Consider the following 23690-nt stretch of genomic DNA (forward strand, 5'->3'; position numbering starts at 1 on the left):
CAACGCCTGCCTGATGCGGAGATGCCGGATCGCATGGCACGCCTCCCCCTTCGGTATGATGTCAGATCACCGTGCGCTGAAGTAGACAGAAAGACCGCAGCGCGAGCTGCGCTCTTTCTTCCATACCGAGGCGAGCCATGACCGTTCACACACTTCCTGCTTTTCCCATAGACCAGGTGCGCAGCTGCTTTCCGGCCATATCGAAGCTGGACAATCCGCCGGTCTATTTCGACAATCCCGCAGGCACCCTCGTTCCGCAGCAGGTGATCGACGCGGTCGCCGCGGCCATGGCCGGCGCCACCCACAATCTCGGCGGTTTCTTCGAGGGCTCGAAGCGGGCCGAAGCGATCTGGCAGGCCGCGCATGAGGCGATGGCCGACATGCTGGGAGCGACCTCGCATCGCGAGATCGTCATCGCCCAGAGCATGACGGCCCTGACGCTTCATCTGTCGCGCTCGATCGGCCGGCTGTTCAGGCCGGGCGACGAAATCATCCTCACGCAGATGGATCATGAGGGCAACGTGTCACCGTGGCTGCTGCTGGCCCGCGATCTTGGCCTGACGGTGAAATGGCTGCCGTTCAACCGCCAGAGCTGGCGTATCGAGCCGGCCGATCTGGAACCACTTCTGAGCGAGCGTACACGGCTTCTGGCACTCAACTTCTCCAGCAACATGACCGGCTCGGTCAACGATGTGGCGGCTCTCACCGCAGTGGCGAAGAAGGCTGGCGCGCTGGTCTATGTCGATGCCGTGCAGCTTGTGCCGCACCGCCTGCCTGACGTGCATGCGCTGGGCTGCGATTTCCTTGTCTGCTCGTCCTACAAGTTCTTCGGGCCGCATCTTGGCGTGCTGTGGGGCCGGGAAGAGCTTCTGGCCAAGCTCGAGCCTTACAAGGTGCGCTGCGCCAGCGACGACCTGCCGGAGCGTTACGAGGCCGGCACGCCGCAGACGGAACTGCTTGCCGGCCTTGCCGCCACCGTTTCCTATGTCGAATGGCTTGGCGAGGCCACGGGTCATGCCGGGTCGCGCCGGGAAAAGCTGCTTGGCGCCTATCGCAGCTTTGCCGCCTATGAAGATGGTCTCACCCGCAGGCTCATCGAAGGGCTGGTGGCGCTGCCGGGCGTAACCGTGCAGGGTATCACCGATCCGGCGGCCCTGAAGCACCGCGTGCCCACCGTGTCCTTCACCCATGCAAGCCTGTCCACCCACACGATCGCTGAGGGACTGGCGGGGAAGGGCATCTGGGCATGGTCGGGGCACAATTATGCGCTCGAACCGTCGCGGCTCCTGGGGCTGGCCGAGAATGAAGGCGTCGTGCGGCTGGGGCTCGCCCATTACAATACGCTCGACGAGGTGGAGCGCACGCTGGCCGCCATTGCCGAGCTTGTTGCGTAGAAGGCCGACGTGCTAGCCTGCCCAGCAATCGCCTGATGGCGATCCGGGCAGGGAATTGGATCGGTTGGATTTGCACAGTGACAGCGGCGCAGTAGCCGTATTCAGCGCCCGCCTCGCGCGGGCGCTCGACCGTTGCGACCGTGCCGACGCCCCGCAGCTCCTGTTCGAAGCCATCAGAAGCATCGTGCCGTTCGAGTTCGTGATGTCGGTCGCCTACCGGCGCGAGGGGCCGCCCGATCATATCGGAGACACGTTCGACGATCCCACCACCAGACGGGCGATGGACCTCTATCTCGACGGAACCTATATCCTCAACCCGGTCTACAATGCCTATCTGGCCGGGTTGAAGGCGGGCGTGTACCGCCTGCGCGATCTGGCCCCTGACAACTATTTCTCTTCCGACCACTACAGCCGCTTCAAGGTGCGCCAATATTCCGACGAGGAGCTTGGCTACCGCACCTGGGGCTGGCCTGCGGGCCGGGAGGAAGTGGTGATCGCCATTGAGCTTCCCGAGGCCGAACTGGGAGAGATCAGCCTGTACCGGCTCGCCAGCCGGGGTGGCTTCAGCGATCAGGACTGTGCAGTCCTCAGTGCCGTGGAGCCGCTTGTCGGTTCCGTCTTTCGCGCCATCTGGCGGCATCGCCCGCGCCCGGCCCGGAATGAGCGTCGCATCTCGCCGCTCGATCATCTGCTCGTAGACTTCGGCAAGGGCACGCTCAGCCCGCGTGAATGCGAGGTGGCCCACATGATCCTCAAGGGCCATTCGGGCGACTCCATCGCCCGCAACCTCGGCATTTCCATCACCACGGTGAAGACCCACCGCCAGAACCTCTATGCCAAGCTCGGCCTTGCCACGCAGCAGGAGCTGTTCTCGCTGTTCATCCGCTCGCTTCAGGAGAAGGATGTGCTGGCGGGAGATCGAATGTAGCTATCCTGCGCTTCCTCCTTTGGGTGGATAACAAGCAGGTATGAGGCTTTGATACCACCCGGTCAGCAGGTTCAGGAGACGGCTTATGAACGATCAGGCTATGGGGCAGGAGTGGCTTCCCGGCGCGACGGGGCAGTTCGCGCTTACGGGGCCGTTGAGACGGCTCGGCGGAGAGCACGATCTCAATTTTCGTGGCCCCACCGCTGATGGCGACATTATCGTGAAGGCGATGCGCCCGCAGGCGGATGCGTCATTGGTGGAGCGCCAGTGCGCGGCCATCGCATTTGCCCGTACCGCCGATCCCGGTCTGCCCTTGCCGCAGATTCTGCCGTTCCCGGATGGCCGGCTCTGGCAGATGGTGGAGGATGAGCGGGGACAGCCGAGGCTGGTCTGGGTGCAGCGCGCGCTGCCCGGCATCGCCATGGGCGAACTGGGGCCGCAAAGCCCAATTCTGCTGTCGCAACTCGGTAAAATGACGGCGCGGCTGGACCGCGCGCTTGCGGGGTTCGCGCTTGGGCCCGCGCAGGAAGCGGCGAAGTGGGATCTGATGAAAGCCGGATGGATCGCGTCCCATCCGGATGTGCTGGGCGACGGTCCGCGCCGGGCGCTGGTGGAGGCCATTCTGGCCGATTACGAGCGCGTGTTTCCCCGGCTCGCGGCGCTGCCCGTGCAGCCCCTGCACAACGATCTCAACGATTACAACATCCTCATCGAACCGGGCCTGACGGAGCCGTCGAAGATCAGCGGGCTGATTGATTTCGGCGACATGACCGTGGCACCTCGTGTCTGCGGGCTCGCCATTGCCGGTGCCTACGCCATCCTCGATCACGAAAAGCCGGAAGAGGCGCTTGCAGCCCTTGTCACCGGTTATCATGGCGTTGTGCCGCTTGCCGCCGGCGAGATCGACCTGATCTGGCCGCTGCTGCGCATGCGGCTGGCCGTCAGCGTCGTCAACTCGGCTATCGAATCGGCCAGCAAGCCGGACGATCCTTATGTCACGATTTCACAGGCTCCGGCGTGGCGGTTGCTGGAAAATGCTGCGATTGACGGTTCCCTGATGGGAGCGCGATTGCGCGCCGCATGCGGCCTGCCGGTGACGGAAGGCAGCGAACGGGTCATGGCGTGGCTCGATGCACGACGCGGCAGCTTCGCGCCGGTCATGGGAACAGGCCTCGATGAGGCGGAGGTTGCGAGCCTTTCCGTCGAGGACGTCATTGTTCCGGAAAACCCGTTCAGCCTCCGCCCCGATGAAGCGCGCTGCCTGACCGGCCATGCGGATGATCGCATCCGCCTTGGCCGCTACGCCGAACCGCGCCTGATCTACACCGACCATGCCTTCCGCAAGGGGCCATGGAAGGCGTCGAACCGGCGCACCATCCATATGGCGGTCGATATTTTCGCACCGGCCGGACAGGCCGTGCATGCGCCGCTGGCCGGCAGGGTGGCGATGGTGGAATATCGCGCCAGCCCGCTCGATTATGGCGGGGTTGCCATCCTCGAACACCGCACGGACGAGGGCGACATCTTTTATGCGCTCTATGGCCATCTCGATCCTGCCATATGCGAAAGCCTCAGGGTTGGTGACGAGATTGCGGCCGGGGCTGCCTTCGCCGCGCTCGGCGCGCCGGAGGGCAATGGCGGCTGGGAGCCCCATCTGCACTTCCAGCTTGCGCTGACGCTGGACGGCATGGGCCATGACTGGCCGGGCGTGGCCGATCCGGACGACTGGACGCTGTGGCAGGCGATCTGCCCGAACCCGGCCGCCCTGCTGAACCTGCCCGACGACCGCGTGGCCTGCACGGTGATCGACACGGATGCGCTTCTGGCCGAGCGCAAGGCACGGTTCGGCAGCAATCTGAAGCTGAGCTATCGCCAGCCGGTCACGCTGCTGCGCGGCTGGCGTCACCACCTTTTCGACCAGTGGGGCAGGCCCTATCTCGACGCCTACAACAATGTGCCGCATGTCGGCCACGCGCATCCGCGCATCCGCGCTGTGGCCTGCGACCAGCTTGCGCGCATGAACTCCAACACCCGTTATCTGCATCCCGCCCAGACGGCGCTGGCCGAGCGCCTGACGGCACGGCTGCCGAAGGAACTGGAGATCTGCTTTTTCGTGAATTCCGGCTCGGAGGCCAATGAGCTGGCGCTGCGGCTGGCCCGCGCCGCCAGCGGCGGCTACGACATGGTGACGCCCGACCATGGCTATCACGGCAACACCACCGGCGCGATCGACATTTCCGCCTACAAGTTCAACAAGCCGGGCATGCACGGCAGGCGGCCATGGGTGCGCCTTGTCGATGTGGCGGATGACTATCGCGGCCGTTTCCGCCGCGATGATCCGGACCGGGCCGCACGCTATGCCGCGCAGGTGGACGAGGCGCTGGCCGAAATCGGCCGCAACGGCGGCAGGCTGGCTGGTTTCATAGCCGAAACCTTTCCCAGCGTCGGCGGCCAGATCATTCCGCCTGAAGGCTATCTGGCGGAAATTTATCGGCGCATCCGGGCAGCGGGCGGCATCTGCATCGCCGACGAGGTGCAGACCGGGCTTGGCCGTCTGGGCGACTATTATTTCGGTTTCGAGCAGCAGAAGGTGCGGCCAGACATCGTGGTTCTCGGCAAGCCGCTGGGCAACGGCCATCCGGTGGGGGCGGTGATCACCACGCGCGAGATCGCCGCCCGCTTTGCCGAAGGGCCGGAATATTTCTCCACATTCGGCGGTTCCAACCTGTCGTGCCGCATCGCGTCCGAAGTGCTCGACATCGTCGAGGACGAAGGCTTGCAGGAGAATGCACGGCTGATGGGGAATCGCCTGCTTTCCGGCATGCGGGAGCTGGGCGGGCGGCACGAGATCGTCGGCGACGTGCGCGGCATCGGCCTGTTCACCGGCCTCGATCTGGTCACCGACCGGGAGCGTCGTGCGCCCGGCACCGACCTCGCTTACTATGTGATGAACCGCCTGCGCGACATGCGCATCCTTGTCGGCCGCGAAGGTCCGGCCGACAACATTCTCAAGATCCGGCCGCCGCTGACCATCGGAGCGGACGACATCGACATGCTGCTCGACAGGCTGGATCTGTGCCTGAGGGAGGCGGGGGCGGTTCTGCGCGCCACAAGGCCCTGAAAATCGGCAACGTCATGCGACTTTCGTCGCATGACGTTGCGTGTTCCGGTGAGTAACGCGAAGACCCTTGCGTGCCTGCTGTTGACCGTTACTGCCGTGCAAGTCATAGGTTTCTGCCTCAGGCCGCGCTCAGTATCCGGGGGAGACAACGCGCGTGCGCATCAGGGAGGACTGCATGGAAGGGCTTCTCGCTCTGTCCCGGGCTATCGACCGCGTCAACGAATTCATCGGCAAATGGGTCTCCTGGCTGATCCTCGCCTCCATTCTCGTCAGTTCCGTCAATGCCGTGGTGCGCAAGACGTTCAACATGTCTTCGAACGCCTGGCTTGAGCTGCAATGGTATCTGTTCGGCGCGGTCTTCCTTCTGGCCGCCGCCTACACGCTCAAGCAGAACGAGCATATCCGCATCGACATCGTCTACGGCCTGTGGTCGCGCCGCGTGCAACACTGGATCGACCTGATCGGCCATCTGTTCTTCCTGATGCCGTTCTGCCTGCTGATGGTCTATTATCTTGTGCCTTACACGCTGCGGTCGGTGCGCAGCGGCGAGATGTCGACCAACGCCAGCGGGCTCATCATCTGGCCTGCCAAGGCGCTGCTTCTGGCAGGTTTCGTCCTGCTGACGTTCCAGGGGATATCGGAGATCATCAAGAAGATCGCCGTCATGCGCGGCCGGATGGAAGATCCCAACCCCTTCATATCCGCACATGAACAGGCCGAGCTCGACGCCAAAGCACTGGCTGACGAGGTTCGCTCATGATCGAATTCATTGCCCAGAACATGGCGCCGATCATGTTCCTGTCGCTGATCGTGTTCTTGCTGTTCGGCTATCCCGTCGCCTTTGCTCTCGCCGCGAACGGACTGCTGTTCTTCTTCATCGGCGTCGAGCTGGCGCCACTGTCGGGAGGGTCGATCAACCTGTCCTGGCCATTGCTCACGGCCCTGCCGGACCGCTTCTATGGCGGCGTCATGGCCAATGAGACGCTTCTGGCCATACCGTTCTTCACCTTCATGGGCATCGTGCTGGAACGTTCCGGCATGGCCGAGGACCTGCTCGACACGATTGGCCAGCTCTTCGGGCCGATCCGGGGCGGTCTGGCCTACGCCGTCATTCTGGTCGGCGCGCTGCTGGCGGCGACCACCGGCGTGGTGGCCGCATCGGTCATTGCCATGGGCCTGATCTCGCTGCCGATCATGCTGCGCTACGGCTATGATCGCCGGCTTGCCTCCGGCGTGATCGCGGCGTCCGGCACGCTGGCCCAGATCATCCCGCCTTCGCTGGTGCTGATCGTGCTGGCCGACCAGCTCGGCCGCTCCGTTGGCGACATGTACAAGGGCGCGCTCATTCCCGGTCTGGTGCTGACGGGCCTCTACATGCTCTACGTTCTGGTGATGTCGTTCGTGCGGCCGAATTCCATGCCGGCACTGCCGCCCGAAGCGCGCACCCTCGGCCATGGCGCGACCTCGCTGTTTGCCGCCCTGCTGTTTGCCGGTGCGATCGGCTGGGCAGCCTATCACTATCTGGAACCCACGCATGGCGCCAATGCCGACATACTGGGCGGCACGGTCGGCGTCGTCGTGATCTATCTCGTGGCCATCGCCGACAAGGGGCTCAACATCAACCTGATGTCGCGGCTGGCGCAGCAGGTGGTGATCGTGCTGATCCCGCCACTGGCTCTCATCTTCCTGGTGCTCGGCACCATCTTCCTCGGTATAGCGACGCCGACCGAAGGCGGGGCGATGGGCGCGGTTGGTGCTCTGGTCATGGCGGCCGTCAAGGGCAGGCTCTCGCTCGATCTGGTCAGGCAGGCGCTCACCGCGACCACGCGGCTGTCATCCTTCGTGCTGTTCATCCTCATCGGCGCCCGCGTCTTCTCGCTCACCTTCTATGGCGTGAACGGGCATGTGTGGGTCGAGCATCTGCTCACCTCGCTGCCGGGCGGCGAGCTCGGCTTCCTCATCGTGGTCAGCCTTCTGGTGTTCTTTCTGGCCTTCTTCCTCGATTTCTTCGAGCTGGCCTTCATCATCGTGCCTCTGCTGGCTCCCGCTGCAGAAAGCCTGGGCATCGACCTGATCTGGTTCGGCGTCATCCTCGGCGTCAACATGCAGACCAGCTTCATGCACCCGCCTTTCGGCTTTGCGCTGTTCTTCCTGCGCTCCGTCGCGCCGCGCTCGTCCTACATCGACAAGATCACGCGCCAGAAGATCGCGCCGGTAACATCGGGGCAGATCTATTGGGGGGCGGTGCCGTTCGTCGGCATCCAGATCTTCATGGTCGGGCTTACCATCGCTGTTCCCGCTATGGTCATGCACTACAAGGGCAAGGTGGTCGATCCCAGCACCATCGAGATACGGATGCCGGACCTGCCGACGCTCGGCGGCGATGGGTTTGGCCTGTCCCCGCCTGGTGCACCTTCAGCACCTGCACCCGCGGCTCCCGACCTTTCCCAGCCACCAAGCTTCAATTGAGCGAGGTAAAGCGCCGCGGTTTCCGGGCCGGGTTGAATTTGTGAGGTCGTGAACCCTTGTCCTGCGGATGATGATCCGGAGCCGGGGAGCGTCGACTGCTGACGGGCACCGGGTTCGGATGCCACTGTGGTGGCAAAAGCATTCGCTTTCATCTTTTCGCGGTTCCTGAGAGGCGCGGTTTCGTGCTTCTGCGCCTGTCAGGACTTTTCAATTCGGACCTTTGCTCCCCATTTGAATGTCAGCCGGTGTGTTCGGGCGCACGGTAAGACAGGTGCTCCCTTTGAGGTGAAGACCTCGCAGCTGGAGGCCGATATTTGGCGTCCTCGCTTTCCGGTGATGTCAGGGAGGGCAGGCACTCAAAAAAAGCGTGCGTCGATGATCGGAAAGCGACCGGATTTTGCTGCGTTCAGCGAGGTATGTTTTGGAAATATAGATTATTATCAATATGATATGACAAAGTTTGTCGATCGATGACACTTATGAAATGTCAATTCCGTTGTCTGCTCTCCGATTTGGAGCTAATCCTTCCTTACATTTGTCAGGAAAGGGGGGCGGTGGCTGCGGAATTTGACGACGATCGCTTGCCAATCCTGACGTAGCTCGGGGAAAGAAGATCAATCCATGCCAGAGATCATGCTGGTCCGACACGCGCAGGCTTCGTTCGGCAAATCCGACTATGACGTCCTGTCAGAGCTTGGTCATCAGCAGGCGTTTGCGCTCGGGCAAAGTCTTGCTGAACGCGCAACTGCGCTGCCAGACAAGATCTATATTGGTGCTCAGCGTCGTCATCGCGAAACACTGGAAGGCCTTGCGGCCGGATTTTGCCTCGATCCCTCCAGCGCCATCGTTCATGAGGGGCTGAACGAGTTCAACGCGGGCGAGCTTATTGCCGCGCGCTACGGTTCTGAAGATTTGCCGGCAGATGTGCGGGGTGATCGCCGCCGTTACTTCCGTGCGCTTCGGGACGTCGTGCTTGCCTGGCAGAGGGACGAGATAGACAATCCTCCTGAAAGCTGGCGCGACTTTTCCTCGCGGGTGCTGCGTGCTCGCGATGAAATGATAGCGGAAAAGGGGCGTGTGCTGGCCGTCAGCAGTGGCGGCGCAATCAGCCGGATAATCGTCAGCGTCCTTGATGCGCCCGCACCGCAGATGATCTCCCTGCAGCTACAGATGCGCAATTGTGCGGTCTCGACGCTGGTCGGGTCCGCGAACGGCATGTTTCTGCACGCCTTCAACGAAGTTCCCTATCTGCGAAGCCAGGCAGATGAAAGGCTGATGACCTATGCATGAAATGACGCAACCCGATGTGGTCTCCGGCGACGAAGATGTGCTGCTGACAGAGCCAGCCTATCCTTTTCAGCGCCATATGGGTTTTGTGATGAAGGCCTGGTCTGCCGACCGGGCGGTGTTCGAACTGCCTCTGCAGGACTATCTGAACAATCGTTATGGCATTCCCCACGGCGGCGTTTATGCGGTGCTCCTTGATACGGTCATGGGCTACAGCGGCAGCTACACAGGCGATCCTGCGGTTCGGCGCAAGGCCATGACCCTGTCGCTGACGACGCATTTCGTTTCCCGTCCCTCGGGCGATGTTCTGATTGCGGAAGGGCGGCGGACAGGGGGCGGGAAGTCGACCTTTTTCGCAGAAGGCCGGATCACGGATGCCACCGGAGCACTGATCGCCAGCGGCACAGGAGTTTTTCGCTACACTGGCGTTGGCGACTAGCAGGCAAGCGGCTGGACGCCATAGCAATTGACGGAACCGCCTCCGGAGACTGAAGCGAAAGAAAACATTTGTCCGCAAGGCGAGCCGTTCACCCGGTTGAGAAAGTCCTGACTTTTGTCAGTTTCCTGTTTGCGCGCGGGGTTCTGCCGGGGCAGGATGGCCGTCGGGTTGAGGTGCTGCAAAACGCGCGGTAATGATGCCGGATCCCGTATGCCCTGGAGTTGCAGATGACCCGAGATGCGCCGCCTGACGATCCGGAAGGTGGGAAGGGCAATGTTCTGGCAGAGGCGTCTGTCGATGTCGTGCGCAATGAAGATCTGGTGCGCCGTCGCCGCGAGCAGATTTGCGAGGCAGCCCTTGATCTGTTCCTTGAGAAGGGTTTCGCTTCCACCACCATTCGTGACATTTGCGGGCGCTCGGGCGTCAATCATGCCAGCATCTACGATTATGTTGCGAACAAAAATGATGCCTTGCGCAGGCTTCTGAACCAGCTCTGGTTCAGAACCGACGTTCCGATGCTGCCTGACCTGCTGAGGGAAGAAGGCCGTAGTCTCGAAGATGTACTTGCCGAATATTTTCGCGAGACATGGGACAAGAAGCGCAAGGGAACGCTGCTGATCTATCGTTCAGTGCCGGATATGCGCAAGGAGGATCGCGCGGCCATGCGCGATCGCGAGGAAAAGCTGCTGGAGGAAAGCGGGGCGCTGCTGGCGGCACGGGCTGGCCTGGCGGCTGATGACATAAGGGCGCAGGTGGCGGCAAATCTGACGGTCTTTCTTTCCGCTTTCGCGCCGATGCGGGATTGGCTCTATCCGAGGGGAGCCGGCTCCGAGCTTCTCGTGCAGCTCGTTTCACGCGGAGCCGCGGCAATGATCGTGAGCATTCTCGAAAGTCCGGTCGAGCCGGATTTGGCGAGCAGGTGACGCCCGGATAACCCCCGAGGGGAACAGGCGCGGTCCGCATCCGGTCAGAAAGCGACAGTCAGCTTCTCCTGTCCATAACGTTTTGTAATCACCGCGCCTTCCTGAATGGCGCGTTTTGCGCGCCCGCCATAGCCTGACAGGCGGGGCTGGCATGCTGGCGATACCCTGCACTCACACATTCCCGACATCCTGAACGATGAACGTTCGGCGGAAGCCGTTGGGCGCCATGAGGATTGGCCAGCCATGGGTCGCTAGCGTGCGGTCAACATGCGGCAATCGTGGAGCAGGTCTCACTTCCATTCCTCTTCCCGGACGCTCCGTGATCATGGATGGATCGGCATGAGACTGACAATTCTTCAGCGCTTTCAGTTGTCCCTGCGCAACCCGCTGATCGCATTGCAGCATTGTCGTCAACGGTCGACGAAGCAGGCGAAAGCCAAAAATGACACTTGTCAGCTGCCTTTGTGCCGGTATAGCCTGACAAATGTCAGGTTTTCGTTTTTGCCTTCGGAGAAGCGTCTCACCGGGGTGGGGGCGAGATGGCAAAAAAGTCCGGCTGCGTCTCGCCGACGGCCCGGATGAAGAGCATCACGCTGTTGCCTCACGCGCGGAGCGTGCCGCCTTTGAGGCTTCGAATTCACGACAGGCCGCCGTTGCCCGGCAGCGCAGCAGCGGCATTTTTGAGGGACCATGAGCATGACCGGATTATTCGATCTCACGGGACGCGTGGCGCTGTTGACGGGCGCATCGCGGGGCATGGGCAAGCAGATGGCGCTCGGCCTTGCCAGACAGGGCGCAACGGTCGTGATTTCTTCCCGAAAGCAGGACCAGCTTGATCTCGCCGCCGATGAAATCAACGATCATTGCGGAGCCAGACGGGCCTATGGAGTAGCGGCCAACGCGGGCCGCGAGGACGAACTGAAGGCATTGGTTGCCAGAACGCATGATGTCGCCGGAAAAGTCGATATTCTCATCGGCAATGCGGGTGTGAACCCGCATTACGGGCCGATCTCGGAAATACCCGACGAAGCCTATGAGAAGATCATGAGGACCAACGTGCAGGCCAATCTGTGGCTGACGCGGATGGTCGTTCCGGACATGGCTGAGAAGAAGCGCGGTTCGCTGATCTTTACCGCGAGCGTGGGGGCTTTGAAGCCCTCATCGATGCTCGGTGTTTATGGCATGTCGAAGCTGACGCTGATCGGCCTCGTCCGCAATCTTGCGCTGGAGTATGGGCCGCAGGGCATTCGGGCCAATGCGATCTGCCCCGGTGTGGTGAAAACCGATTTCGCCCGTGCGCTTTGGGATTCGCCGGAAGCCGGGGAGCGGGCGCGCACACAGGTTCCGCTTCGCCGCTTTGGCGAGCCGGAGGATTTCGCGGGCGTCGCGGTTTTCCTTGCATCGGATGAAAGCAGCTTCATGACGGGGCAGGCGCTGACGCTGTGCGGCGGCACCAACATGTGGGCCTGATTCATGGAGATCGCCGGCAGGATTGCGGTGGGTACAGGCGCGGTGGGCGGCATCGGCCGCGCGCTTGCGCTGGCAAAATCCCTGAGTGCGGACTTCTTTGACTTGCTGCAACGCGCAGGAAAGGACAGCTGAATGGACTTGAGGTTTACGCAACAGGAACTGGCCTTTCAGCAGGAAGTCCGGGACTTTCTGAACGCCAGCCTGCCCGAGCATATTTGCGCGGCCGTCCGTTCAGGCGCTGAATTGCCGCGCACTGTCCTGCAGGAGTGGCATGAAATCCTCGGCCGCAAGGGGTGGCTGGGAACGACGTGGCCGAAAGAATATGGCGGACCCGGCTGGACGCCGGTGGAACGCTATCTCTTCGATGTGGAATGCAACCGAGCCTGCGCACCGCGCATCGTGCCCTTTGGCCCGAGCATGCTGGGGCCCGTGATCCAGAACTTCGGCACGCGGGAACAGAAGGACAGCATCCTGCCACGGATTCTTTCAGGCGAAGACTGGTGGGCGCAAGGCTATTCGGAACCCGGCGCGGGTTCGGATCTTGCGAGTTTGAAAACGCGCGCCGAACGCGATGGCGACCACTATGTCGTCAACGGACAGAAGACATGGACGACCCTTGGGCAGCACGCCAACAAAATCTTCTGCCTCGTGCGGACAAAAAAGGAAGGCAAGCCCCAGGAGGGCATCAGCTTTCTCATGATGGACATCCCCTCGCAGGGGCTTGAGGTGCGGCCCATTCGTCTGATCGAGGGTGGCTATGAGGTCAACGAAGTCTTTCTCGACAATGTGCGTGTGCCCGTCTCCAATCTTGTCGGGGAGGAAAACAAGGGCTGGACTATCGCCAAATTCCTCCTGAGCCACGAGCGCACGAATATCGCGGGCGTCGGCATCTCGATGCAGGCGCTGGAGGAGGTGAAATCACTTGCACGCAGGATGATCCGCAAAGGCAAACCTCTTATAGAGGACCCGCTGTTCGCAGCGCGCATCGCCCGCGTGGAAATCGATCTGGAAGCAATGAAGATCACGAATCTGCGCATGCTGTATCAGGCGCAGAAACAGGGCCATCCCGGACCGGAAACTTCCATCCTCAAGATCAAGGGAACGCAGGTCAATCAGGAACTGCGTGATCTGGCCCGCCGCGCGCTCGGGCCGGTGGCCGCTCCATTTCCGGGAACGATAACCGAAGCAAATCTCATGTTCGGTCCGCTGAACTCGGAGGCCAACGCCGCCACCTATTTCAACAACCGCAAGACATCGATCTTCGGTGGATCGAACGAGATCCAGCGAAATATCCTGACCAAAGCGATGCTGGGATTGTAGGCCATGAATTTCGATATGACTGAAGACCGGCAGATGCTGTCTGAAACGCTCAGCCGCTTCCTTGCCGATCGGTATGATTGGGAAACGCGCAACCGCGTCGCTTATACCGCGCCTTACACCGATGCGGGGCGGTGGTCGGAGTTGGCCGGGCTGGGTATTCCGGGGGCTCTGGTTCCGGAAGAGCAGGGCGGCTTTGGCGGGACGGGTTTCGATATCTCCGTCGTGTTCGAAGCGCTGGGCCGCGCCCTGTGTCCCGAACCTTTTCTGCCGACCCTTCTTGCCAGCCGTGCTTTGGAGGCGGTGGGTAAGGATCAGACCGGCCTCGTCGATGGTTCCATCCGCTATGCTGTAGGCATTTCCGAAATTGATGCCCCCTACGACCTTGCCGGCATGGCCACCTGTGCGCGCGCAAACGGGGCCGGTTTCAGTCTTTCCGGTCGCAAGACCGCGGTATATGGCGCGCAGGTTGCGGATAGGATCCTCATTGCCGCACTGCTGGATGGCAAGCCGGCCGTCTTCGAGATCGATCCCCGTGCAGCTGGCATCACGCCTTACGGTATGATTGACGGCGGCGGCGCGGCCGAGGTTCTGCTGGACGGAACTCCGGCCGTGTTGCTCGCAAGGGACGCCGGGGCGCTGCTGAACAGCGTGATCAGAGCCGGGCGGCTGGCCTTGTGTGCGGAAGCGGTTGGTGCGATGCAGTTTGCCTATGAGCTTCTTCTGGACTACCTCAAAACCCGCCGTCAATTCGGCGTTGCCATCGGAAGCTTCCAGGCCCTTCAGCACCGAACCGTCGATCTGCTGACCGAAATCGAACAGGCTCGTTCGATCACGATTGCGGCTGCCGATGCTCTGGATGGACCTGACGGAGACCTGAAGGCGGCCATGGCAAAGAACCTCATCGGCCGGGCTGCGCGTCTGGTTGCGGAGGAGACGATCCAGATGAGTGGCGGCATCGGCATGACTTGGGAATATGCCGGTTCGCATTACTCCAAACGTCTTGTCATGATCGATCATCAGTTGGGCGACACGGATGATTGCCTTGAGGAGGTCATGCAGTCATACGCTGCGTGAGTAGAGCTTTCCTGATGAGGCAAATTCCGGACGCCACACCGCCGGAATATCTCGCGCATTGCAGCTGACGCCTATGGGGGAGGCGAGGAAGGCAGAAGGTTCGGCGCTTCCTGAACACCAGCTTGTGGATGCGTGTTCCTGACAAGTCGGCCACTGCACGCACCATGCGGGTGATCGCGCGGGCGAGATACCGTTCCAAAAAATGGGTGCACCCGACCTGATCTGCCTTTGACCTGAACCAAAAAACGGACCGCTGAGCGACGGTCCGTTTTCGTTGGCTGAAAGGCTATTCAGCGGCGGCTGTAACCGGGTGTGCAGATGTCGCGAGCAGCCCGGGCAGCCTGTTTGCCACGATCTGCCTCGCTTCCGACATGATACGCTCGACAAGCTCTCTGACCGTCGGCACGTCGTGAATCAGGCCCTGCACCATGCCGACGGACCAGATGCCATAGTCGAGATCTCCGGTCTCGTAGACTTTCCTGCCGCGCTGACCCGACACCAGATCCCGGATCTGCTCAAAGCTTGCGCCCTGCTTTTCCTTTTCAACAACTTCCGTGCTCACAGCATTGCGCTGTACGCGCGATGTGTTGCGCAAGGTCCGGAAGATCAGGTCGGTGGCGCGTTCGTCAGCTTCCACAATCCGGGCCTTTACGGCCTCATGAACGGGGGCCTCCTGCGTGCAAAGGAAACGTGTGCCCATGTTGATGCCTTCGGCACCCAGCGCCAGCGCCGCGACGAGCCCCCGGCCGTCCGCGAAGCCGCCCGATGCGATAACCGGGATCGACAATTTGCGCGTTGCGGCGGGTATGAGGATCAGGCCGGGAATGTCGTCTTCGCCCGGATGGCCGGCGCATTCGAAACCATCAATCGAGATCGCGTCAACGCCAAGGCGCTCAGCTGAAAGCGCATGTCTGACCGATGTGCATTTATGGATGACTTTCACCCCGGCTGCACGGAAGGATTCAAGATGCTCGGTCGGCCGGTTCCCTGCGGTTTCGACGATCCTGATCCTTTCTGAGATCAATGCATCCCGGTACTCTGCATAAGGCGGTGGGTTGATGGTGGGCAGTGTCGTCAGATTGACGCCAAAAGGACGATCCGTCATGTCGCGGCAGCGGCGGATCTCCTGTGCCAGCGCTTCTGGTGTTGGCTGGGTGAGGGCCGTGATGAAACCCAGAGCGCCGGCATTGGCAACGGCGGAAACAAGTTCGGCCCGTCCCACCCACTGCATGCCCCCCTGAACGATGGGGTGTTCGATTCCGAACATGCGGGTGAAGCGGTTTTCAAACGATGTCATGCGGCCGACTCCTCATAGCCGTGGCAGGATAATTTCAGACGGGCGAGGATCAGGAGCATCGCGCCAGCCGGCCTTGCCGGTCCTGCCGGATAAAGCACTGAATGCACTTATACGCTTTTGTCGCTGCCTGCCTGAAAGTGCAACAACTTCCTTCTCCGTTTCATAATGGTGCAGCCATGTGGACGGGCCCGTCCAGCAACCTGAATTCCTCATCCACAGGAAGGCAGGCCACAGGCCCATGACCGCGAATGGATCACCGTTGTCTGTATAGAAAAACAACACGCCCGGCATCCCGAACGGAGTGATTGCTCCCTCCCGGTTTATGCGGAGCGAGAACCTATGCTGGTCACGCGCTCTGATCACGGGTTGGCGAGGCGGAGCGGTTCTGCGGCAGGCCAAACCCGTTTGCCGGTGCCGCACGGCGCGGCTGGCCAACTTCTCAGTTCGGCCTGTGGGCGCGTCACGAGGCCAGACAAAAAAACCCGGAGCGGGGCTCCGGGTTTTTCGTGTTTGCGTTTGTTGCCGTCAGAGCTTGTTGGCGCGCTGCTGCACCATCATGAAGGTGTCGAAATTGTATTCAGCCACCTGCGCCCACAAATAGTGATCCTTGCGGAACGCGGCCATCGAGTCCCAGATTTTCCTGAATTCCTCGTTCTTGGCGCTCATCTCCGTGTAAATCTCGTTAGCGGCGTCGAAGCAGGCCGAAAGGATTTCCTGATTGAAGGGGCGAAGCTGCGCGCCATTGGCGACCAGTGAGCGCAGCGCCTTCGGGTTCAGGTAATCATATCTCTGCAACATGTCGGCATCGGCCGCGCGGCAGGCGGTGTGCAGCATCGCCTTGTAGGCCGCCGGCAGTTCCTCGTATTTGTCCTTGTTGAACATGAAGTGGACGGTCGGGCCACCTTCCCACCAGCCGGCATAGTAGTAGTACGGCGCGACCTTGTGGAAGCCGAGCTTCTCGTCATCGTAGGGACCGACCCATTCGGCGGCATCGATGGTGCCTTTTTCGAGCGAAGGGTAGACGTCGCCGCCGGCAAGCTGCTGCGGCACGACGCCGAGCTTTTCCACAACCGCTCCGGCGAAGCCGGCGATGCGCATCTTGAGGCCCTTGAGATCGTCGAGCGTGTTGATTTCCTTGCGGAACCAGCCGCCCATCTGGGTGCCGGTATTGCCGCCGGGCAGGCCGAAAAGGTTCTGCTTGGCGAGGAATTCATTATAAAGCTCGATGCCGCCGCCATGATAGTGCCAGGCATTGCGGCCGCGGGCGTTGAGCGAGAAAGGCACGTCGGAACCGAGCGCCCATGCCGGGTCCTTGCCCCAGTAATAGTAGCCGACCGTGTGCGCCACCTCGACGGTGCCGGTGCTGGCAGCGTCTGCCGCCTGCAGGCCGGGCACCAGTTCGCCGGCGGCGAAGACCTGGATCTGGAAATTGCCGTCGGTCGCTTCCGACAGCATCTTCGCCATCACCTCGCCGCCGCCATAGACGGTTTCCAGCGATTTCGGGAAGGAGGAGGCGAGCCGCCACGTGATCTTCGGGTTGCTCTGGGCGATAGCCGGGGTGGCAAGTGCCGCGCCGGCGGCAACGGCTCCCACGCCGGTCGTGCCGGCCTTCCTGATGAATGAACGGCGATCCATAAATTCTCCTCCCTTTCCTGATGCTGCACCAGCCTGCAACGAATACCTCCGAAAGGAAGTATTTGATTTGCCAGGCCAGCTTTCGGCAAGACATTACACGCGGTCAATATCGAGTCCAGCGCCAAGGGCTGTCGGGCGATCGATCAGGATGAGACCTTCGACTATAGTATGAAATGGCCGACAGGCTGCTGTGCTGAAGTTCCAGCAAGCTCATGACCGGCGAGACACAAAGTCCCACACGCTTTGCACTTGTTGTATTCGGCCACTTCAGGCGCCATTAATAGAAAAGCGGTGAGACGGATGACCGGGTGCGGGCACCCGCAGGCCTTGCGGGTGCGAAAACCTTACCGGCGCCGATGCCGCAGGTGAAGCCGCAGGAGCGGCCATGGAGAATTCGGTATGAAGGGACGCCCCGCCCCGCAACGCACCATCGTCGTGGATGGCAAGCCGCTGCCCGAGGTTCTGGACGAGAAGATGATCGTCGCGGTCGTTCACGGATTCTACGATGAAATCCGCGGGGACGAATTGCTGGGGCCGATTTTCATGGGCGCAATCGCGGCGGAGGAGTGGCCGCATCATCTGGACAAGATGTGTGACTTCTGGTCGGCAACCCTGTTGCGTACCGGCCGCTACGATGGCCGCCCGCTGGCCCCGCATCTGCGCTTGCCGGGGCTGGGCGAAGAGCATTTCCGGCGCTGGCTCACCCTGTTCAGGGCGACCGTTAGCAAGCTGTGCCCGCCGGAGGTGGCGGCGCTGTTCATGGACAGGGCCATGCGCGTCGCGCATTCCTTCCGGCTGGCCATTGCTTTCCACCATGGGGAGGATTCGCTGAAAATCCGACCCATCCTTGAGGACACACTGTCATGACGGCCCGCGCGAAGCATCTGCCACTCGGCGTAGGAGAGAGTCGCCGAGGCGAGTGGCCCGCCCTGCTTTCCTACGGGTTCCGGCCGTTCTTCCTGCTCGGTGCGCTTTATGCGGGTCTGGTTGTTCTGGCTTGGCTGCCGATCTTCAGCGGCACCATCGAGACCTCCAGCACCTTCACGCCGGTGGACTGGCATGTTCACGAAACCATGTTCGGCTATCTGGCGGCCATCATCACAGGTTTTCTGCTGACGGCCATCCCCAACTGGACCGGCCGCCTGCCGGTGCGGGGCGCGCCGCTGCTGGCGCTGGTGCTCCTGTGGCTGGCAGGCCGCTTTGCCGTCTTCTTCTCCGCCGAGATCGGCTGGATCGCCGCTGCGATCATCGACTGCGCGTTCCTCGTCGCCATTGCCGCATCCGCGGCGAAGGAGATCGTCGCCGGTCGCAACTGGCGCAACCTCATGGTGCTGGTTCCCGTCACCGTGTTCCTGCTGGCCAACGTGCTGTTCCACGTTGAGGCGGGCCTTGGCGGCTCCAGCGATTATGCGCGCAGATTGGCGATCGGCGCTGCCGTGATGCTGATCGTCATCATCGGGGGACGCATCATTCCGAGTTTCACCCGCAACTGGATGGTGCGTGAGAATCCGGGCCGGCTGCCGGTTCCCTTCAACCGCTTCGACAAGATCACGCTGCTGGTGAGCGCGATTGCCCTGCTTGTCTGGACTGTTGCTTCCGAGGGTATGGTGCCGGGCCTCCTTCTGTGTCTGGCCACTATGCTCAACCTTGCGCGTCTGGCCCGCTGGGCAGGCGACCGCGCCCTGCGCGACCCGTTGGTGCTGATTCTGCATGTCGGCTATCTGTTCGTGCCGGCGGGGCTGCTGATGGCCGGCCTGTTCGCGCTCGACGTGGCCGGCGTCCCGTCCGCTGCGGCGCTTCATGCCTTTGGCGTCGGCGCCATCGGCACCATGACGCTGGCCGTGATGACCCGCGCGACGCTCGGTCATACCGGACGTGACCTCAGGGCGGATGTGCCGACCCGACTGATCTATGCGGCGATCGTCCTTGCCGCGCTGGCGCGCATCATTGCCGCTTTCATGCCGGACGAGATCGGTCTTCTGCACCTGTCGGCCGGCTTGTGGGCACTTGCTTTTTTCGGCTTTTGCCTGCGCTATGGAGGCATGTTGCTGCAGCCGAAACTGAAACCCAGGCAGCCCTCGCAACCGCCGGGAAGACCTGCATGACCGCCTTTGTCCGACATCCTCTCGTGGCGCGAGACGCAGCCGGCGCATTTACCCTCGATGCCGATCTGCTGGCGAAACATTTCGGCTGGCCGGCCGAAACCCTGCGCGATTTCATGCGGCGCGGCATGGTGGCCAGCACAGTCGAGCGCGGCGAGGGCGAAGACGAAGGCAAATGGCGGCTCACCGTGCGCTGCGGCAATCGAAGATGGCAGGCCATCGTCGGCCCGGATGGCGCGATTTCCGACGAGCACCTCGAATTCGTACCCCTGCGCAGTGGAAGGCCGGCGTGAGCGTAAGCGCAATCAGGCGGCTGACGCGCGTTCGCATCATGCCGCCAAAAACATCGTTTTTGCTGTAGCTGGTTGTTTCTCCTGCCTATTTTCAATAGAAAACTCCTATCGTACCATTAGGTCAGCCGCCTTGACGCATCGTCCGGATGCACGATCTATAAGGCATGGTTACGACATTCATCGGCAAGAAATCGGCTGCCGCCGGCGGCTGGGGTGCTCTGAAAAGCTGCGGCAAGAAGCTGCTGGCCAGCGGCTCGCCGCTGACCGGCGCGCGCACCATGCTCAAGGCCAACCAGCCGGACGGCTTCGACTGCCCCGGCTGTGCGTGGGGCGATCCGGAGCACGGATCATCGTTCGAATTCTGCGAGAACGGCGTCAAGGCTGTCGCCTGGGAGGCGACGGAAAAGCGTGCCACGCCGGAATTCTTCGCCGCCCATACGGTGACGGAGCTGCGCGCGCTGACGGACTATGAGCTGGAGCTCAACGGCAGGCTCACCCATCCCATGCGCTACGACGCGGCCAGCGACCGCTACCTGCCGATCGACTGGGAACAGGCTTTCGCCGAGATCGGCACCATCCTGCGCGGGCTGGACAATCCCGACCGCGCCGAATTCTACACCTCCGGCCGGGCCAGCAACGAGGCGGCCTATCTCTATCAGCTCTTCGTGCGCATGTATGGCACGAACAATTTCCCCGATTGCTCGAACATGTGCCACGAGGCGAGCGGCGTTGGCCTCAGGCAGTCGATCGGCGTCGGCAAGGGCACGGTTCTGCTTGAGGATTTCGAGGAGGCCGACGCCATCTTCGTCATCGGCCAGAACCCCGGCACCAACCACCCGCGCATGCTGGGCGATCTGCGGCGCGCGGCCATGCGCGGCGCGCGCATCGTCGTCTTCAACCCGATCCGCGAGCGCGGTCTGGAGCGGTTCTCCGATCCGCAGGACAAGATCGAGATGATCCGGGGCGGCTCCACCGACATTGCCAGTCACTATTTCCAGCCCGCGCTGGGCGGCGACATGGCTGCCGTGCGCGGCATGGCCAAGGTGGTTCTGGCAGCCGAGGATGCGGCCGTGGCGGCCGGTCGGCCTTCCATTCTCGACCATGCCTTCCTTGCCCAGCATTGCGCGGGCTTCGGGGATTATCGCCGCGCGGTCGAGGCCACCGGCTGGGACGAGATCGAGGATCAGTCCGGCCTGACGCGCGCCGAGATCGAGCGGGCGGCGGACGTCTACATGAGCGCCGATCGGGTCATCTGCACCTGGGCCATGGGCGTGACCCAGCATTTGCACTCGGTTGCCACCATCCGCGAGATTTCCAATTTCATGTTCCTGCGCGGCAATGTCGGCCGGCCGGGAGCGGGCCTGTGCCCGGTGCGCGGCCATTCCAACGTGCAGGGCGACCGTACCGTCGGCATCAACGAGAAGCCGCCGGCGGCCTTCCTCGATGCGCTGGAAAAGGAATTCGGCTTCACCGCCCCGCGCAAGGACGGGCACAATGTGCTGGCGGCCATCGGCGCCATGCTCGACGGCTCGGCGCAGGCCTTCATCGGCCTCGGCGGCAACTTCGCCCGCGCAACGCCGGACAGCGCGCTGGTTTCTAAGGCACTGGCGAAGCAGAAGCTCACCGTCCACATCGCCACCAAGCCCAACCATTCGCATCTCATGCCGGGCGAGGTCAGCTTCATCCTGCCCTGCCTCGGCCGCACCGAGATGGACCTCAACGCGCAGGGACAGTCCCAGCTCGTCAGCGTCGAGGATTCCATGAGCATGGTGCATGGCTCGGGCGGCATCAACCGCCCCGCTTCGCGCCATCTGCGCTCCGAAGTGGCGATCATCGCCGGCATTGCAGCCGCCACCGTCGGTTCCGCCAAGGTGGACTGGATGGCGCTGGCTGAGGACTATGACCGCATCCGCGACCATATCGCCGCCACCATTCCGGGCTTCGAGGACTACAACAAGCGCCTGCGCAAGCCGCGCGGCTTCCATCTGCGCAACAGTGCCGCCCATCGGGAATGGAACACGCCGGCCGGCAAGGCCACCTTCTCCGCCGGGCCGCTGCCGCTGGAGACCGTGCATCAGCGGGCGCGGCGTGAAAACAATCGCTTCGCCTTGCAGACATTCCGCTCGCACGACCAATACAACACCACCGTTTACGGGCTCGACGACCGCTATCGCGGCGTCTATGGCGAGCGCCAGGTGATCTTCATCAACCCGCAGGATCTGAGTGAGATGGGTGCGGAGGCGGGCGACCGGGTCGACGTGGTCGGCGTGCATGACGACGGCATCGAGCGCGTGGCGCCGAGCTTCCGCTTCGTGCCCTACGACATTCCGCGCGGCAGCATCGCCGGCTACTATCCCGAGCTCAACGTTCTGGTGCCGCTGGGCAGCGCCGGCGAGGAAAGCGATACGCCGACCTCGAAATCCGTCATGGTGACGTTCCGTCCTCCAGAGGCGGCGTGACGCGCACGGAGCCGGACGCCGAAGCCTTCGTCGATACCACCGAACGGCTGATGCGGCTGGAATCGCGCCTCAGCCCCCTGCAGGCGGGGCTTCTGGCCGCACATCATCTCGGCATAGCCCGCGACAGCCGCAGCTTTTCGCGTCTGCTCGACATTGAGCATGCGCTGGTGCTGCGCGAGATCACGGCGCTCGAAGAAACCGGTGAACTGCTCAGCGTCACGAAGCGCGATTCCCGTACGATGCGAACCTTCTACGAGCCCGGCGCCGGCGCTGCGCGCCTGCTTGCGGCGCTCGACACACCGCATGACTGAGCGGTTTTCCGCAACGTAAACCCTCCGTAACGGAACTTTTCCACGCGATGGTTGTTCAGCCAGCTCAAGGCAACATCTGGTGGAGTTCAGACATGATAGAAGTAACGACGACCCACGAACACGCGCGCGTGGCTTCGTGGGGGGCGATCATTGCCGGTGCGGTCACCGTGCTGGCTGTATCCATCCTGCTTTCCATGCTGACCACGTCGCTCGGGCTCGGCATGGTAGATGCGCAGGCGCGCAATCCTCTTGAAGGCGTGGGCATGGCTGTCGGCTTTTCCTCGGCGGTGGCCGTTCTGATCAGCCTTGCGGCCGGCGGTTTTGTCGCCGGGCGGCTGGCCGGGAATGCGGGGTTCACCCATGGCTTCCTGACATGGGCTGTTGCCATGCTGGTGGCGATCGTACTCAGCGTCATGGCGATCTCGGGTGCCGCGCGCACCACGGCTTCGGCCGTTGGCTCGGTTGCTTCGGCGGCTGGCAGCGTGGCCGGTGCCGCGGGCAATGCCGCCGGTGGCGCAGCGTCCGCCCTTGCCGGCGCAGTCGATGACAAGCTGATCGGCGAGTTCGATCTCGATCAGACCCGCCGCGACCTGCGCAGCCAGCTTCGCAACACGCAGATCGAGGCCCTGCAGCCGGAAAACCTCGAACCGGTCCTTCAGGGTGCGCGCGATGACGTGACTAGCGCCGGCCGCGAGCTTGCCTTCAATCCGGGCGACTTCGGTCGTATAGCCGAAGATCTCGGCAAGAAGCTGAAGGCGCGGGTTGATTCCGTTGCCGGTGACATCAACCGTGACGATGTCGTGACCGGGCTGGTCAACAACGGCATGACCCGTGAGGAAGCCGAACAGGCTGCCGACAAGGCCGTCGAAACCTACACCAAGGCCCGCGATGCCATCACGGCCCGCATCGATCAGGCCGAGCAGACGCTGGCCAACGCCCGCCAGCGTCTTGACGAGGTGGAAGCTGAGGCCCGCCGTCAGGCCGATGCCGCCGCCTCTGCCGCCTCCAGTGCGGCCCTGTGGGGCTTCCTGGCCTCGCTTGTGGGCGCTGCCGTTGCATCCTTCGCAGGCCTGTTCGGCATGCGCAGCCGCGACCGCTATCACTTCGCCTGATTGGGCGACGGGCGCGGGTTTCCCGAGGGAACCCGCGCCCGAATTCCATTTGTCAC

20 protein-coding genes are annotated in these 23690 nt (G+C 62.4%); 18 read left to right on the forward strand and 2 right to left on the reverse strand.

Annotation, left to right across the window (positions count from 1 at the left end):
- Positions 1-137 precede the first annotated feature (137 nt).
- From HNR59_RS06510 to HNR59_RS06560, 12 genes are all read left to right on the forward strand, one after another.
- Positions 138-1394 (forward strand): cysteine desulfurase-like protein, encoded by a 1257-nt coding sequence (locus HNR59_RS06510; RefSeq protein WP_183827561.1) that lies wholly within the window; start codon positions 138-140, stop codon positions 1392-1394.
- Positions 1395-1458: 64 nt separating this feature from the next.
- A complete protein-coding gene (locus HNR59_RS06515; protein ID WP_183827563.1) occupies positions 1459-2322 on the forward strand; it encodes a helix-turn-helix transcriptional regulator in 864 nt (287 codons plus the stop codon).
- Positions 2323-2407: 85 nt separating this feature from the next.
- Positions 2408-5443 (forward strand): aminotransferase class III-fold pyridoxal phosphate-dependent enzyme, encoded by a 3036-nt coding sequence (locus HNR59_RS06520; RefSeq protein WP_210307222.1) that lies wholly within the window; start codon positions 2408-2410, stop codon positions 5441-5443.
- A gap of 175 nt (positions 5444-5618) precedes the next feature.
- Positions 5619-6203: a TRAP transporter small permease subunit gene (locus HNR59_RS06525; protein WP_183827565.1), complete on the forward strand. Its 585-nt coding sequence runs from the start codon at positions 5619-5621 to the stop codon at positions 6201-6203.
- Positions 6200-7912: a TRAP transporter large permease gene (locus tag HNR59_RS06530; RefSeq protein WP_183827570.1), complete on the forward strand. Its 1713-nt coding sequence runs from the start codon at positions 6200-6202 to the stop codon at positions 7910-7912. The genes HNR59_RS06525 and HNR59_RS06530 overlap by 4 nt, the downstream gene beginning before the upstream one ends.
- 621 nt (positions 7913-8533) lie before the next feature.
- Complete coding sequence (locus HNR59_RS06535) at positions 8534-9202, forward strand: histidine phosphatase family protein (protein ID WP_183827573.1); 669 nt, start codon at positions 8534-8536, stop codon at positions 9200-9202.
- Positions 9195-9638: a PaaI family thioesterase gene (locus tag HNR59_RS06540; RefSeq protein ID WP_210307223.1), complete on the forward strand. Its 444-nt coding sequence runs from the start codon at positions 9195-9197 to the stop codon at positions 9636-9638. Before HNR59_RS06535 ends, HNR59_RS06540 begins: the two co-directional genes overlap by 8 nt.
- Before the next feature lie 227 nt (positions 9639-9865).
- Positions 9866-10561, forward strand: a complete 696-nt coding sequence (locus HNR59_RS06545) for a TetR/AcrR family transcriptional regulator (protein WP_183827576.1) — start codon at positions 9866-9868, stop codon at positions 10559-10561.
- A 696-nt stretch (positions 10562-11257) separates the two neighbouring features.
- The gene (locus tag HNR59_RS06550; RefSeq protein ID WP_183827579.1) at positions 11258-12031 is read left to right on the forward strand and encodes an SDR family NAD(P)-dependent oxidoreductase; all 774 of its coding nucleotides are present in this window, start codon (positions 11258-11260) and stop codon (positions 12029-12031) included.
- Positions 12032-12034: 3 nt separating this feature from the next.
- On the forward strand, positions 12035-12163 hold the full coding sequence (locus tag HNR59_RS20890) for a hypothetical protein (protein WP_281379399.1): 129 nt from the start codon (positions 12035-12037) through the stop codon (positions 12161-12163).
- Positions 12164-13351 carry an acyl-CoA dehydrogenase family protein gene (locus tag HNR59_RS06555; protein WP_183827582.1) on the forward strand — a complete coding sequence of 396 codons (1188 nt, stop codon included), beginning with the start codon at positions 12164-12166 and terminating at the stop codon, positions 13349-13351.
- Between the two features lie 3 nt (positions 13352-13354).
- Positions 13355-14425, forward strand: coding sequence for an acyl-CoA dehydrogenase family protein (locus HNR59_RS06560; protein WP_183827586.1), 1071 nt, complete (start codon positions 13355-13357; stop codon positions 14423-14425).
- Between the two features lie 286 nt (positions 14426-14711).
- Here HNR59_RS06560 and HNR59_RS06565 read toward each other — a convergent pair whose 3' ends face one another.
- Together HNR59_RS06565 and HNR59_RS06570 are read right to left on the reverse strand one after the other, a co-directional pair.
- Positions 14712-15722: an NAD(P)H-dependent flavin oxidoreductase gene (locus tag HNR59_RS06565; protein WP_210307224.1), complete on the reverse strand. Its 1011-nt coding sequence runs from the start codon at positions 15720-15722 to the stop codon at positions 14712-14714.
- Between the two features lie 525 nt (positions 15723-16247).
- Positions 16248-17357: a TRAP transporter substrate-binding protein gene (locus tag HNR59_RS06570; RefSeq protein WP_183827589.1), complete on the reverse strand. Its 1110-nt coding sequence runs from the start codon at positions 17355-17357 to the stop codon at positions 16248-16250.
- A 399-nt stretch (positions 17358-17756) separates the two neighbouring features.
- Here HNR59_RS06570 and HNR59_RS06575 point away from each other — a divergent pair, with 399 nt between their 5' ends.
- From HNR59_RS06575 to HNR59_RS06600, 6 genes are all read left to right on the forward strand, one after another.
- The gene (locus HNR59_RS06575) at positions 17757-18224 is read left to right on the forward strand and encodes a group III truncated hemoglobin (protein ID WP_183827592.1); all 468 of its coding nucleotides are present in this window, start codon (positions 17757-17759) and stop codon (positions 18222-18224) included.
- Positions 18221-19462, forward strand: coding sequence for an NnrS family protein (locus HNR59_RS06580; protein WP_183827595.1), 1242 nt, complete (start codon positions 18221-18223; stop codon positions 19460-19462). Before HNR59_RS06575 ends, HNR59_RS06580 begins: the two co-directional genes overlap by 4 nt.
- Positions 19459-19752 (forward strand): DUF6522 family protein, encoded by a 294-nt coding sequence (locus tag HNR59_RS06585; RefSeq protein WP_183827598.1) that lies wholly within the window; start codon positions 19459-19461, stop codon positions 19750-19752. Before HNR59_RS06580 ends, HNR59_RS06585 begins: the two co-directional genes overlap by 4 nt.
- Before the next feature lie 164 nt (positions 19753-19916).
- Positions 19917-22211 (forward strand): FdhF/YdeP family oxidoreductase, encoded by a 2295-nt coding sequence (locus HNR59_RS06590; protein WP_183827602.1) that lies wholly within the window; start codon positions 19917-19919, stop codon positions 22209-22211.
- Complete coding sequence (locus HNR59_RS06595) at positions 22208-22522, forward strand: hypothetical protein (protein WP_343060698.1); 315 nt, start codon at positions 22208-22210, stop codon at positions 22520-22522. The genes HNR59_RS06590 and HNR59_RS06595 overlap by 4 nt, the downstream gene beginning before the upstream one ends.
- Positions 22523-22614: 92 nt before the next feature.
- Positions 22615-23634, forward strand: coding sequence for an MFS transporter (locus HNR59_RS06600; protein WP_183827606.1), 1020 nt, complete (start codon positions 22615-22617; stop codon positions 23632-23634).
- Positions 23635-23690 lie beyond the last annotated feature (56 nt).

The organism is Aquamicrobium lusatiense (genome assembly GCF_014201615.1).
GTDB classification, from domain to species: domain Bacteria; phylum Pseudomonadota; class Alphaproteobacteria; order Rhizobiales; family Rhizobiaceae; genus Mesorhizobium; species Mesorhizobium lusatiense.